The 13,362-nt window shown below is 31.4% G+C and carries 14 protein-coding genes; 1 reads left to right on the top strand and 13 read right to left on the bottom strand.

Annotated elements, in window-relative coordinates; translation table 11 throughout:
• Positions 1–82: 82 nt before the first annotated feature.
• Together OJ995_RS00845 and OJ995_RS00850 are read right to left on the bottom strand one after the other, a co-directional pair.
• A complete protein-coding gene (locus tag OJ995_RS00845; RefSeq protein ID WP_133608784.1) occupies positions 83–1,048 on the bottom strand; it encodes an OmpA family protein in 966 nt (321 codons plus the stop codon).
• A 29-nt stretch (positions 1,049–1,077) separates the two neighbouring features.
• Positions 1,078–1,839, bottom strand: a complete 762-nt coding sequence (locus OJ995_RS00850) for an exodeoxyribonuclease III (RefSeq protein ID WP_264367706.1) — start codon at positions 1,837–1,839, stop codon at positions 1,078–1,080.
• Between the two features lie 196 nt (positions 1,840–2,035).
• On the opposite strand from OJ995_RS00850, the gene OJ995_RS00855 reads away from it, so the two are divergent.
• Positions 2,036–3,826 (top strand): GNAT family N-acyltransferase, encoded by a 1,791-nt coding sequence (locus OJ995_RS00855; protein ID WP_133608788.1) that lies wholly within the window; start codon positions 2,036–2,038, stop codon positions 3,824–3,826.
• Between the two features lie 23 nt (positions 3,827–3,849).
• Here the strand turns inward: OJ995_RS00855 and OJ995_RS00860 are convergent, their stop codons facing one another.
• The 11 genes from OJ995_RS00860 to OJ995_RS00910 all read right to left on the bottom strand — a co-directional run bounded on the left by OJ995_RS00860 (position 3,850) and on the right by OJ995_RS00910 (position 13,355).
• Positions 3,850–4,251, bottom strand: a complete 402-nt coding sequence (locus OJ995_RS00860) for a DUF805 domain-containing protein (RefSeq protein WP_264367707.1) — start codon at positions 4,249–4,251, stop codon at positions 3,850–3,852.
• 30 nt (positions 4,252–4,281) lie between these two features.
• Positions 4,282–4,743 (bottom strand): DUF2752 domain-containing protein, encoded by a 462-nt coding sequence (locus OJ995_RS00865; protein WP_264367708.1) that lies wholly within the window; start codon positions 4,741–4,743, stop codon positions 4,282–4,284.
• Positions 4,721–5,107, bottom strand: a complete 387-nt coding sequence (locus OJ995_RS00870; RefSeq protein WP_264367709.1) for a DUF4234 domain-containing protein — start codon at positions 5,105–5,107, stop codon at positions 4,721–4,723. The genes OJ995_RS00865 and OJ995_RS00870 overlap by 23 nt, the downstream gene beginning before the upstream one ends.
• 79 nt (positions 5,108–5,186) lie before the next feature.
• Positions 5,187–6,140, bottom strand: coding sequence for a 2-hydroxyacid dehydrogenase (locus tag OJ995_RS00875; RefSeq protein ID WP_264367710.1), 954 nt, complete (start codon positions 6,138–6,140; stop codon positions 5,187–5,189).
• A 76-nt stretch (positions 6,141–6,216) separates the two neighbouring features.
• On the bottom strand, positions 6,217–7,452 hold the full coding sequence (locus OJ995_RS00880; protein WP_264367711.1) for a murein hydrolase activator EnvC family protein: 1,236 nt from the start codon (positions 7,450–7,452) through the stop codon (positions 6,217–6,219).
• A gap of 46 nt (positions 7,453–7,498) precedes the next feature.
• Positions 7,499–8,263, bottom strand: a complete 765-nt coding sequence (lolB1, locus tag OJ995_RS00885; protein WP_264367712.1) for a lipoprotein insertase outer membrane protein LolB1 — start codon at positions 8,261–8,263, stop codon at positions 7,499–7,501.
• Positions 8,264–9,604: a tetratricopeptide repeat protein gene (locus OJ995_RS00890; protein WP_264367713.1), complete on the bottom strand. Its 1,341-nt coding sequence runs from the start codon at positions 9,602–9,604 to the stop codon at positions 8,264–8,266.
• Between the two features lie 89 nt (positions 9,605–9,693).
• Entirely contained in the window at positions 9,694–10,347 is a 654-nt protein-coding gene (locus tag OJ995_RS00895; RefSeq protein ID WP_264367714.1) for a hypothetical protein, read from the bottom strand.
• Positions 10,348–10,368: 21 nt separating this feature from the next.
• Complete coding sequence (locus OJ995_RS00900; protein WP_264367715.1) at positions 10,369–11,379, bottom strand: sugar phosphate nucleotidyltransferase; 1,011 nt, start codon at positions 11,377–11,379, stop codon at positions 10,369–10,371.
• 82 nt (positions 11,380–11,461) lie between these two features.
• Positions 11,462–11,896, bottom strand: a complete 435-nt coding sequence (dut, locus tag OJ995_RS00905) for a dUTP diphosphatase (RefSeq protein ID WP_264367716.1) — start codon at positions 11,894–11,896, stop codon at positions 11,462–11,464.
• Between the two features lies 1 nt (position 11,897).
• Positions 11,898–13,355 (bottom strand): lipopolysaccharide biosynthesis protein, encoded by a 1,458-nt coding sequence (locus OJ995_RS00910; protein ID WP_264367717.1) that lies wholly within the window; start codon positions 13,353–13,355, stop codon positions 11,898–11,900.
• Between the last annotated feature and the right edge of the window lie 7 nt (positions 13,356–13,362).

Here is a 13,362-nt window from a genome sequence, read left to right on the forward strand (position 1 = left end):
AGTTCAAAGTTACAAAGTTTAACCCAAAGAAAAAGGCTTGAATTTTAAACTCAAGCCTTTTTTATCAATCTTTTATGAAATGTTATAGATCATTCAACATTTTAGAAATTTCATCTAATTTAGGCGTTAAGATGATTTCGATTCTTCTGTTTTTTGCTTTTCCTTCAGCCGTTTCGTTGCTCATTAAAGGCGCATATTCACCACGACCCGCAGCTGTTAAGTTTTCTTTTTTCACTTTAGCATTCGCTGATAAAATGTTTACGATTGCTGTGGCACGTTTTGTTGATAAATCCCAGTTGTTCTCTACTCCACCACCAATAGTTCCTGTGATTTTATCATTATCAGTATGCCCTTCAATTAAAACTGAAATGTCTGGATTATCTCCTAAAACTTTCCCAACTAAATCCACTGCTTTTTTTCCTTCTGAACCAACTGTCCAACTTCCAGATTCGAAAAGTAATTTGTTTTCCATAGAAACGTATACTTTTCCATCTCTTTCAGTTACAGTCAAACCTTTACCTTCAAATGCTTTTAAGGATTTAGATAAAGTTTCTTTAAGTTTTTTCATAGCCGCTTCTTTGTCAGCCATCATTTTTTCTAATTCGGCTAAACGAGTTGACGAAGCTTCTAAATCTTTTTTCAATTTGTTTAAACGATCTTGTTCCGCTGCTAAAGCTTTTTGTTTTGCTTCTAACTCGGCTAACAATTGTCTGTTTTTGTTAATATTAGCTTCTAAAGCATCGTTGCTGTCTTTTTCAAGAGCTGCATAAGACGCTTTCAAATTATCTAAACTCTTTTTGGTAGCAGCGTAATCTGCCGCTAATTTATCGCGTTCAGCCTTTGTTTTATCTAATTCCGTTTGAAGATTATTTTTATCTAATTCCAACTGATTTTTATCGGTTTTTAGTAATCCATTTTCGTCAGATAAAGCGTTGTGTTCTTTCTTTAAATCGGCATATTTGTTTTCTAAATCTTGATAGATTTTTTTAGAAACACATGAAGTAGTTAAACTTAAAACTACGCAGGCAAGGGCAATTTTTCTAATCATTAGTATTATCGTTTTTGATTAATTGATTCTTATTTAATTTCTACTAAAACTGGGCAATGGTCGGAATGTTTGGCTTCTGGCAAAATTAATGCTCTTTGAATTTTATCTTTCAAAGGTTCGGCTGCCAAACAATAATCGATTCTCCAACCTTTATTATTATTTCGAGCATTAGCTCTGTAACTCCACCAACTATAATTGTGTGGTTCTTTGTTTAAATGACGAAAGGTATCTATAAATCCGCTTTTCATGAAACCATCTAACCAAGCGCGTTCTTCAGGTAAAAATCCCGAAATCTTTGCATTTCTTATTGGATCATGAATATCGATTGCTTCGTGACAAATGTTGTAATCACCACAAATTACCAAGTTTGGAACTTCTTTTTTTAACTCATTAACATAGTTTTGAAAATCGTCCATGAACATGAACTTATGATCTAATCTATCAATATTTGTGCCAGATGGAAGATACAAACTCATAATAGAAACGTCTTCAAAATCTACTCGTAAATTTCTTCCTTCAAAATCCATGTGCTGAATTCCAGTTCCGAAAACTACATTTTTAGGTTCGATTTTTGACAAAACTGCCACACCACTATACCCTTTTTTTTCAGCTGGAAAATAATATTGGTAAGGATAACCTGCTGCTTCAATTTCGATTTTTGGAATTTGGTCTTCGGTAGCTTTAATTTCTTGAAGACAAATAACATCGGGATTTGCTTGTTGCAACCATTCTAAAAAACCTTTGGTAATGGCTGCTCGAATTCCGTTAACGTTGTATGATATGATTTTCATTTACTACTATAGCTTTTGACCAAATATAAGAAAAAGGTTTTTAAAAATAAAGATTAGATTTCATCGATTTCATAATTCACTAACTATCAAGCTACTAAAAAATATAACAAAATCGTCTTTTTTATTAGCAAATGAAAAGTGCTGAAAATTCATCAAAATTCTTATCTTTGTTTCTTGCTCAATAAACAAATTATAAATGGGTTTAGTTACTGCTAAAGAAGTTGCAAAGGCAATTAATGCTGACAAATATGGGGTTTTCGGGACTTTCTCGGGCTGGTTGCTCATGAAAGTGCTTAAGATTTCTTCGCTGAACAAAATTTATGACCGAAACAAACATTTGAGTGAATTGGAATTTTTGAATGCTATTTTAGATGAATTCCAAATCAAGTTCGAAATCCCCGAAGAAGATTTAAAACGTTTACCAAAAGACGGCGCTTATATTACTATTTCTAATCATCCACTTGGCGGAATTGACGGTATTTTACTTTTGAAATTAATGCTTGAAAGAGAACCTAATTTCAAAATTATCGCCAACTTTTTATTGCACCGCATCGAACCAATGAAACCGTACATTATGCCGGTTAATCCGTTTGAAAATCATAAAGATGCAAAATCAAGTGTTGTTGGAATTAAGGAAACGTTACGTCATTTAAGCGATGGAAAACCATTAGGAATGTTTCCTGCCGGAGAAGTTTCTACTTATAAAGATGGTAAATTAGTCGTAGATAAACCTTGGGAAGAAGGCGCAATTAAAGTGATTCGAAAAGCACAAGTTCCGGTTATTCCTATTTATTTTCATGCTAAGAATAGTAGATTATTTTACTTCTTATCTAAAATAAATGACACACTTAGAACTGCAAAATTACCAAGTGAATTACTAACGCAAAAAGATAGAGTAATTAAAGTTCGTATTGGAAAACCTATTTCGGTAGCAGAACAAAACGAATACCAAGATATTGAAGCGTATGGGGATTTCTTACGTAAAAAAACCTACATGCTTTCAAATGCTTTTGAAGAGGAAAGTAAAATTAATTTACCAAAATTAAGTATTCCAAAACCTCCAAAGCAAATTGCGAAACCAGCAAATCATGATCAAATTTTAGAAGAGATGGCTTTTCTAAAAAATGGTGATTACCGCTTATTACAAAGTAAAAATTATGAAGTTTACTTCGTAACCGCTGATAAAATTCCGAATATCTTACACGAAATTGGTCGTTTGCGCGAAATTACGTTTAGAGAAGTAGGTGAAGGAACAAACGAATCATTAGATTTAGATGCTTACGACAAATACTATCATCACATGTTTTTGTGGGATGAAGAAGCACAGTGTATTGCTGGCGCTTATCGTATGGGATTAGGTTCGCATATTTATCCAAAACACGGAATTGATGGTTTTTATTTACATGAATTGTTCCGTTTTGAACCTGAATTGTATGATATGATGAGTAAATCTATCGAAATGGGTAGAGCGTTCATTATTAAAGAATACCAACAAAAACCAATGCCGTTATTCTTGTTATGGAAAGGAATCGTTCACACGACTTTACATTATCCTGAACATAAATATTTGATTGGTGGCGTAAGTATTAGCAATCAGTTTTCTGAGTTTTCAAAATCGTTAATGATTGAATTCATGAAGTCGCATTATTACGATCCGTATATTGCGCAATATGTGCATCCGAAAAAAGAATTCAAAGTAAAACTAAAAGACGCTGATAAAGATTTTGTTTTTAACGAAACCGAGTCAGACTTAAATAAATTTGACAAAATTATCGACGAGTTAGAACCTGGAACTTTACGTTTGCCAGTTTTAATTAAGAAATATATCAAACAAAACGCAAGAGTGGTTGCATTTAATGTGGATCCACTATTCAACAATGCGGTTGACGGATTAATGTATATTCGAATATCTGATATTCCTGAAAGTACCATGAAACCCGTAATGGAAGAGTTTCAAGCGGAATTGGAAAGAAAAGAAAAAGGCTAATCGATTGATTAGCCTTTTTACATTTATTCTTTACCTATTTCATTTATCTCGCTGCCATTATTTTTTGGGTCTTCTCCGTAATTATTTCTTCCATTTGTTCCCTCTGAAAAAAACAACACTAATAACCATATTGGACCTATTAGAGGTATTAAAGCAATTAAGAAAAACCAACCGCTTTTGTCAAGATCATGCAATCTTCTGACTGCAACTGCTAATCCAGGTATAAAGACACCTAATATGTAAATAACATAAAAAGGTCCTCCTGCGCCTGGCTCGAAATTAAGATTTAATACTGTATCTAATAAATAAGCACAGATTGCAAAAATCATATTAAATAAAACAAAGTACCAATATTCAGAACGTCTTGCTCTCCCGTTGAAATTTGCATAATTTTCAAAAACTACTTTTTTATACCATTGAAACATACTATGTTGATTAATGTTAAATTATAACCTTTATTTCCAAATACTTTGTTGTACTATTTCATCCCACGAATATTCTTGTATAAAAAGGATTAATCTTATAATGTGGTATCCTATCAAAAAAGCTGCTAAATAATATGCTAATTTTCGATTATAAAACCAGTCTCTAAAGTAGGTTTTTTTTGTTTTGATTTCTACCAAAAAAAGAACAATTATAAAAATACAAAACCCAACAACCAAAGGGCCGAAAAGGTGGAAACTCAAGCTTTTCCATAAATTCCCATCATAAAAATAAACAATTGATTTTGTGATTCCGCATGAAGGACAAGGAAAACCAGTGGTCGCTTTTAATGGGCAAAATGATTGTTCATTATCTAACGAATGATTCGTGTTTTGCAGCCATAAAAAAAAAGGTATTACAAGTGTTAAAGCCGCACCTGTAATACCTAAAATTCTATTTAAAACAAAATTTTTAATTGTATAATCTATTAACATCTCCTTGAACAATCATTGCTGCTGCAAAAGGAAAGAATAAACCTAAAATAATTAACAAAGTCGATTGATCTTTATCTAATTCTCCTGTTCTTTTATAAACATTAGGCAAACCATCTTTACCTAAAACATAATAAAAATATAAATTTACAGGCAAACAACATCCTGAAAAAACAGCTACTGGTGTAGAAATTACTTCTCTGTTTGATACTGCATTTATAACTTCAGAAACTTTTATGTTCCAATAGATTAAATATAATCCACAAGTTATAAAACTTAATAATAACACCATAATTGGGTCAACTTTAAATACCGGAATGTTGTTGTTTGGCTGATTCCAAGTTTCTTGTTGGTTGGTTACTTCCATTTGTTTTTTGTTTTAGTTAGTTTTTACGAATATATAAAAATATTACTTATAAGTCTAAGTTGTCAAATTTTGTTACAACCTAATATAGGTAAACACTTTTGATCTTATCTACAATTATTTGCGCTAACTTTTGATGACTTTCATAGGTCCAACCTGCAATATGTGGTGTTAACAATACGTTTTCGGCATGTAAAAGATATTCAAAAGCGGCTGGTTTTTCGCCTTCAAATAATGTTTCGAAAGATAGTTTTTCGTATTCCAAAACATCTAAACCAGCACCTAAAATTTTACCTGATTTCAAGGCTTCAACCAAATCTGCTGTTACAACTGAGTTTCCTCTTGCGGTATTAATCAACCAAAATGACTTTTTGAATTTAATTATGAAATCCGAATTTATCATTTTATCGGTTTCGGGTGTCCATGGTGTGTGTAAACTTAAAACATCAGCTCGTTCTTGAAGTTCTAATAGTGAAACTTGAGTGGCATTGGCATCGCCCATATTCGGTAAAATATCATGGCATAAAACAGTAACATCAAATCCACGAAGCTTTTTTGCGAATGATTTTCCCATGTTGCCATAACCAATAATTCCGATGGTTTTACCTTCTAACTCATGTCCGCGATTGGATTCACGCTTCCATTGACCGGATTTCACTTCGTTATTGGCCTTGTTCAAGTTGTTAAAAAGCGATAATAACATCCCGATAGCATGTTCACCGACTGCATTAGCATTTCCTTCTGGAGCAGCAATTAAATGGATTCCTTTCGCTGTAGCGTAATCACAATCGATACTTTCTAATCCTGCACCAACTCTAGCGATGAATTGTAAATTAGTGGCTTTATCTAAAAAGGTTTTATCAATTTTAAAGCGACTTCTGATTACAATTCCGTGGTAATTTTCAATTTTGGCTTCTACTTCTTGTTTGGATGAAATAAAATCAGCTTCGTTATGAAATCCTGCTTGTTCTAATTGTTCCCAAAGTAGTGGGTGATTGCTATCTATATGAAGTATTTTGATGTTCGCTAAATTCATGTGTTGTAATTATAATATAAAAATACAAATAATATGGAATTCAAAAAAAATGAGGCCCATTAGACCTCATTTTGTTTTACATATTCAACCAAGATTCTGGATTTAAAGTAGTGGTATTTTGCAACACTAAAAACTTAATAACAGCTTTGCCAGATGAATCGGTATGAATTTTTCCAATATTTTGTTTGATGCTTACTTTTTGTCCTTTAGTAACACTTACCGAAGACAAGTTTAAATAAACGGTGATAAAATCTCCATGCTGAATGTAAACCGCTTTATTGTTAGCAGAAATTACTTGCACTTGTAATACTTCACCACCAAAAACTGCTCTTGCAGAAGAACCTGGCTCAGTAGAAATTTCAACACCACTATTGTGAATTGTTAAATTTTTATGAACTGGATGTGGTTGGTCTCCGTGAGGTAAAGAAACATATCCTTTTACAACCGGCCAAGGAAGTTTTCCTTTATTCGCTTTAAAATTATCTGAAGCTACTTTTCCTTCTGCTGATAATACAAACTTAGAAGCGGCAGTAGTTCCAGCTTTTGGCGCAGTAGTTCCTGATTTTTCAGCATTTCTTTTATTAGCGGCAGCAATTTCTGCAGCAATTAATTTTTTAATTTTTGCATCAATATCTTTAGCTTCTTTTTGCTTTTTAGTAATCTCTGCTGCTATTTTCTTTTTATCTTTTTGTATCGATTTAACTAAGCGTTCTTGTTCTTGCTTTTCTTTTTCAAGCTCTTGCTTTTCTTTTTCTGTTTGAACTAGAACTTTTTCTTTTTCTTTTTTACTATTTTCTAAATTAATCTCAGCTTGCTTTAGTTTCTGTTGTCTAATTTTAATTTCTTCTCCTTGCATTTTTCTAAAATCAGCATATTGCTTCATATATTGAACACGCTTGTAGGCCTGTAAAAAATTTTCAGAAGACAAAATAAACATAATACGACTTTGCTCGTTTCTACTTTTGTATGATTTGACAATCATTTTTTCGTAATCTTCCTTCAATACTTTTAATTCTCGATTTAATTTATTCATCTCCAATTGAGTTAAATAAATATCATCACTAAGTAATCGAGTTTGCTTTGCCGTTGTATTCAACAATTTTTGTCTAAGTTGAATCAATTGTTTTTGCTGATCAATTTGTTTTAAAACCGATTTTTCTTTCTTTTTTTCCGATTCTAATCTAGATTTATTTTCTGAAATTTCTTTCAGAATTTGTGCCTTACGTTCTTCTAACTTTTGCTGTTCAGAAGGTTGCGCAAAACACATTGTTGTGATAAAAAAGAAAAATAAAATTTTAACGAATTGGTTCATGCAATATAGATTTTTACAAAGGTAGTTTTTTTACTTAAATAAAAAATTAATTGATTTTTATAGCGGTGTAATCACTAGGTATTGAAAAAGGATAACTCAATTTTTCATTAAATGTTGTATGCTTATATTCAATATCAATTGTTACTTTATCTTTTTGTTCTGCTTTAATGTTAATTTCATTTGGCAAAAACATCCCATTTTCTTCTTTATAAGATGGATAACGAATTTCTAAACTTCGATTTTTACTTTCCTGATTAATAGTTTCTTTTTTCAATAAATAATTAGCCCCTTCAAAATAAAATTCTTTAGAAACATCTGAACTTGTAGGCAAAGACAACTTAAACATTTTTTCAACCACTACAGAAATCCACTGGTCTTTTGTTAAATCATCTAAAGCTTTTCCTAAAAACAAATTTTGAACTTTATTGAAATCTAACTCGGTTCCTAACCAATTACTTAACAAACTGAAATCGCCTTCAAAATACGTGTTATTAATCTTCTCATAATAACTCACTTGGGTTGGAGTTATCATTGCTTTTGCCATCGGAATTCCTAAGAATTTTATGTTAATCCAAATGATCTCATCTTTTTTAATCCGAATATCTGCATTCATAGAATGAGACTGTTTTTCATCTTCATATTTAGCGTTAGCTCTAATGTTTAACGTTGAAAAATTATGTTCGTTCGCATAGTGACCATTGATAACCTTAGTTACCTCAGTATTATCATTTGCCGCTGCTGATGCAACCGCTTGCTTAGATTTACAACCTACTACAAAGAATATTAAAATGGCAGATATAATTGATTTCATTTATTTTTGTAATTGCTTTAATTTGTTGGTATACAATTCCTTTTTAGCCATATCATTCAAATTTTCGCAACTTATAATTAATTGTTTGTAAAAATTAGCTTCTAATGGTTGGTTCTCCACTACAAAATCCAAGCCATTTTCTAAAGCGGTTTTAGCTTTCTTAAATTCTTTCAACTTGTTGTAACCCAATCCAGCATAAAAATAAAAACCCGATTGCGTTGGAAAAGATTCCAAATATTCTTCTGCTTTCTTGCTTACCAATTGAAAATCTTGTTTTTGAATTAATATTTCTAAATACAATTCCATCGCTTCTACATCTTCTGGATTTTTTTTAAGTCCTTTTTCGAAATAATACGCAGTTTTTTCTAAATCGTTCTTTTTCCAGAAAAATTTAGCTACTTCTTTAGCTACATTAATTTCTCTGTCGTTATCAAAATATGGAATTGCTTTGTCGATATCTTTTAAATACGTTGGATTTTTAACTGCAAAAATCAAAAACTCATTAAAAACACGGTGTTTGATTTTTAAATCCATTCGGTCATTATCTAAGATTCTAAACATTGATTTTGAAGCATTCGTACCATCATTATTATTCAAATGGAATTTCACTAAACTTACATGCGCCCAATCGGAATTTGGAATTTCTTTTTCCAATTGTTTTGCCACTTCAAAGGCTTTGTCTTCTTGGTTGAAGCTCGTATATAAAACAATCAAATCAATGTAATTCTGTTCGTCTTTTGGATTCTTTTTGATTGCTTGTTCTAATTGTTCTTTTTGTGGTTTTGTATAGGCATTTGATTCTTGAATCTTCAGTTTGTAGTACTCCATTGTACTGGTCAACTTGGATTTCGATTCCATGTCTTTCAATAATTCTAAAGCTTTTCCGTGTTGGTTGGTATTCATGTAAAGCGAAACCAAATCCTCTTTCATGTTGGAATCAAACTCAATTAATTTTTCTACAATTGGAATAGATTTTTGATAATCTTTAGTTTGATAATACACATCGTACAATCCGTTCCAATACCAACGTTGTTTGTTGTCTAACTCGACCGCTTTTTTGAAGGCACTTTCCGCATCAACATAATTTTTTAGGCTCAAATAATTTTTGCCTAATTCATATTGAAATGCCGCATTTTTGGGTTCTTTTTCAATACATTTTTGAATCGCCACAATAGCTTTATCGTAATTTTCGATGCCGCGTTGTTTCATGGCTTCGTAAAAATTATTTTCCAATTGGTCATCCACCAATGCAATCGCATCAGGATTTTCTTGCGCAAACAAGAGATTCCCAAAACTGAAAAGCAGGAATGTAAATAAAGCTATGTGTTTTTTCTTTATCATCTATTCTAAAACCGAATAATCTCCGATACTAATACTTGTAAAATTATCATCAAAATTTATGTAATCCATAAACTATAAATCAATCTTTTTTAAAAGATTCTTATTGCTTTAATTTTTGAATAAGGTTTAAAATCCGTTAATTCTAATTCAACCATATCACCTGACATTAAATCTTTTTTACCAATATAATCTTCTTCATTAAGCAAAAATTGTATCTCTAAATCTTTAGATTGTATTACATAATTATTGCTAATATAAGTGTACCAAATAAAATAGTTTGGATATTCTTTAATAAAATCTTCAATAGTAGATGTTACACCAATGTTTTCTTTAGTTTTAAACTTTTGACTTTTTATTAAAATTTCAGAAATCTTATCATTAAAATTTTGATTTTCTAAATCATAAACAAAACTCACCTCAAATAATGTATCTTTATTATGCCATATTTTGACTATTGGTTCTACATTTCCTTCTTCAACTAATTTATGAGATTTAATATACTCATATTTGTTTATTTTATCAGGTAAATTCTCACCAATTTTTATATCAGAAACGCCCTTTTTATAAATTAAAAAATCATTGTTGGTTGATATGGTTTTTTGTTTGTAGTTATTTTCAGTTTTTAAAGTTATTTTTTTATTGTCTTTATTACAACTAATTAAAGCCATTAGCAAACTCAATGATGAAAAAATCATCATCAATTTTAAGTGCTTATTATTTACACTACAAATTCCTAAACTCATTTTTTAACATTCAATTAAACATTATTCTAAAACCGAATAATCTCCGATACTAATACTTGTAAAATTACCATCAAAACTCGCGTGATTTCCTATCATTGCGTTGTCTAATTTGGCATTTTTAATATGTGCGTGTGTTTGAATCAAACTATTTTTTATGGTAGTATCAATCACGTGACATCCTTTTCCTAATGAAACATTTGGCCCTACGGTTGCATTAATCAATACCACATCTTCACCAATGTAACATGGTGGAATAATAGTTGAATTTTCTAATTTCACATCATAATCAACTAAATGTTCGCCATCGTTATGTAAAAACCCTAGCATTCTTGTGTTCGTTTCAACAGTAACATCTTTATTTCCACAATCCATCCATTCGTCTACTTTACCAGGTACAAATTTCATGCCTTTTGCCATCATTTGCTTAATACCATCGTTAATTTGGTATTCGCCACCATGGATAATGTTGTTATCTAATACCGATTGCAATTCGTTTTTCAACACGGCAACATCTTTGAAATAGTAAATTCCAATAACCGCTAAATCCGACACGAACTCTTTTGGTTTTTCTACCAATTCGATAATTTCTCCGTTTGAATTTAAGTTTACCACACCAAAAGCTTCTGGTTGGTCGACTTGTTTTACCCAAATAACGCTATCGGCTGAAGTATCCAAATCAAAATCAGCACGAATTAACGTATCAGCATAAGCAATAACTGCTGGTCCGCTTAAAGAATCTTTGGCGCACATAATCGCGTGACCTGTTCCTAAGGCTTCGTTTTGATAATAAATAGTTCCTTTTGCACCTAATTTTTGAGCAATGGCAATTAAATCTTCTTCTACTTTTTTACCAAAACTCTCATGAATAATAAACGCAACTTCGTCTATTTTCTGATTTAAAACTCCGGCAATATCTTCTACTAATCTATGAACGATTGGTTTTCCTGCTACAGGAATTAATGGTTTTGGAATGGTTAATGTATGTGGGCGAAGGCGTGAACCACGACCTGCCATTGGCACGATTATTTTCATGTTTTATATTTTAAACGCAAAGCTCGCAAAGGTTTTTCGCAAAGTTCGCTAAGATTATATTTTTGATGTTTTTTCTGAACACTTATTTTACACCTGTGCTTCCAAAACCACCTTCACCTCTTGAAGTTTCTGACAATTCTGATACTTCAATCCATTCTGCGCGTTCGTGTTTGGCGATAATTAATTGTGCGATGCGTTCTCCGTTTTCGATTACGAAATCTTCATTGGATAAATTTACTAAAATCACACCGATTTCTCCACGGTAATCTGCATCGACAGTTCCTGGTGAGTTTAACACGGTGATTCCTTTTTTTGCTGCTAAACCGCTTCTTGGACGCACTTGTGCTTCAAAACCGATTGGTAATTCAATGAAAAGTCCGGTTTTAACAATGGTTCTTTCTAATGATTTTAAGGTTATGGGTTCTGAAATATTCGCACGCAAATCCATTCCTGCTGAAGCGATGGTTTCATAGTTTGGTAACTCGTGATTTGATTTATTGATGATTTTAATTTGCATATTATTTTCTTCTGATAATCGTTAAAATAGTTTCTTTTTCGTTTCGGTATACAAAGTAAGCAAAAAACAAGATAGATGCAATTCCGAATACATAAGTTTCACGTAAAATGGGTACATAAAATGAAATTGCCGAAAGCACTATTGCCAATCCCAAATAAGTGAAAATCGATTTCTTATCGTATGGAATTGGATATTTTTTTTGTCCCATGTAGTACGAAATGAACATCATGGTTCCGTAAGCCAAAATAGTAGCAATTGCAGAACCCATGTAACTGATAATTGGAATTAAAAGTAGATTTAAAACTAAAGTTACTATTGCTCCAACAATTGAAATATAAGCACCAATTCTGGTTTTATCAATTAACTTGTACCAAACGGATAAATTTGTGTAAATGCCTAAAAAGAAATTCGCCAAAACAATTAATGGAACAATATTCATTGCAGACCAATAACTTTGGTTATTTACCAAAATTAATTTTAAAATATCGGCAAAAACGATAACGCCTAAGCAAATAAACGAACCAAAAATGACAAAATATTTGGTAATCGTAGCATAAGTCTGAGGAGCATTTTCATTTTTAGCATGACTAAAGAAAAACGGTTCAATTCCTAAAGAATAAGCAGTTCGGAACAACACCATAAACATTCCGATTTTGTAACAAGCCGAATAGGCTCCAATATCTGCCAAATCAATATCCATCCATTCTAATAAAATTTTATCGAAATGTTCGTTGATGGCAAAAGCAATTCCAGCCACTAAAATAGGTAAACCGTATTGCATCATTTTCTTCCATAAATCCACATCAAATTGCCATTTGATTTTGAAATAATCGGGTAAAACGAAAACTAATGTAACCAAACTGGCGATTAAATTTGACACGAAAATATATCCAATTTGAAAGTCTTCGTGGTAGATAGTTTGAATAAATACATTGTCAGTATTTGTAGCCCATTTTGGTAAAAATGCTAAGAAAAAAACATTCAATGATAAGTTAATTAAAACATTTGAAATCTTAACTACTGCATATTTTATTGGACGACCTTCAGCTCTAATTTTTGAAAACGGAATAATAGCCAAAGCATCTAATGCTAATATCCAAATTGTGAAAACGATGTATTCTAAATTGATTCTTGACCAAATTGACAAGTCTTTTCTGAAAAGTAGAAATATAACTAGAAATCCTATTGTTGACCAAAAAAGAGAGATTGTTGAAGTTGATATTAATTTATTTTTATCTTCTTCTTTACTATAGAAACGAAAGAAAGACGTTTCCATGCCATAAGATAAAATCACATTAAAGAAAACCAAAAATGAAAAAATAACAGAAACTTTCCCATATTCATTAGTTGGTAAATAATCTGTATATAATCTTACTAAAAGAAAGCTTAGCATTCTAGGCAAAACTGTTGCTATGCCATAAATTAAAGTTTGTTTGAAAAGACTTTTACCTGAACTCAAATTATTC

The organism is Flavobacterium lacisediminis (assembly GCF_025909975.1).
GTDB lineage: Bacteria > Bacteroidota > Bacteroidia > Flavobacteriales > Flavobacteriaceae > Flavobacterium > Flavobacterium lacisediminis.

Excerpts from the sequence above, each read along its gene's own strand:
- OJ995_RS00860 (WP_264367707.1), bottom strand. The coding sequence starts at position 4,251 with ATGTTTCAATGGTATAAAAAAGTAGTTTTTGAAAATTATGCAAATTTC.
- OJ995_RS00845 (WP_133608784.1), bottom strand. The coding sequence starts at position 1,048 with ATGATTAGAAAAATTGCCCTTGCCTGCGTAGTTTTAAGTTTAACTACT.
- lolB1 (WP_264367712.1), bottom strand. The coding sequence starts at position 8,263 with ATGAAATCAATTATATCTGCCATTTTAATATTCTTTGTAGTAGGTTGT.
- OJ995_RS00890 (WP_264367713.1), bottom strand. The coding sequence starts at position 9,604 with ATGATAAAGAAAAAACACATAGCTTTATTTACATTCCTGCTTTTCAGT.
- OJ995_RS00900 (WP_264367715.1), bottom strand. The coding sequence starts at position 11,379 with ATGAAAATAATCGTGCCAATGGCAGGTCGTGGTTCACGCCTTCGCCCA.
- OJ995_RS00875 (WP_264367710.1), bottom strand. The coding sequence starts at position 6,140 with ATGAATTTAGCGAACATCAAAATACTTCATATAGATAGCAATCACCCA.
- OJ995_RS00865 (WP_264367708.1), bottom strand. The coding sequence starts at position 4,743 with ATGTTAATAGATTATACAATTAAAAATTTTGTTTTAAATAGAATTTTA.
- OJ995_RS00850 (WP_264367706.1), bottom strand. The coding sequence starts at position 1,839 with ATGAAAATCATATCATACAACGTTAACGGAATTCGAGCAGCCATTACC.
- OJ995_RS00895 (WP_264367714.1), bottom strand. The coding sequence starts at position 10,347 with ATGAGTTTAGGAATTTGTAGTGTAAATAATAAGCACTTAAAATTGATG.
- OJ995_RS00880 (WP_264367711.1), bottom strand. The coding sequence starts at position 7,452 with ATGAACCAATTCGTTAAAATTTTATTTTTCTTTTTTATCACAACAATG.
- OJ995_RS00870 (WP_264367709.1), bottom strand. The coding sequence starts at position 5,107 with ATGGAAGTAACCAACCAACAAGAAACTTGGAATCAGCCAAACAACAAC.
- dut (WP_264367716.1), bottom strand. The coding sequence starts at position 11,896 with ATGCAAATTAAAATCATCAATAAATCAAATCACGAGTTACCAAACTAT.
- OJ995_RS00855 (WP_133608788.1), top strand. The coding sequence starts at position 2,036 with ATGGGTTTAGTTACTGCTAAAGAAGTTGCAAAGGCAATTAATGCTGAC.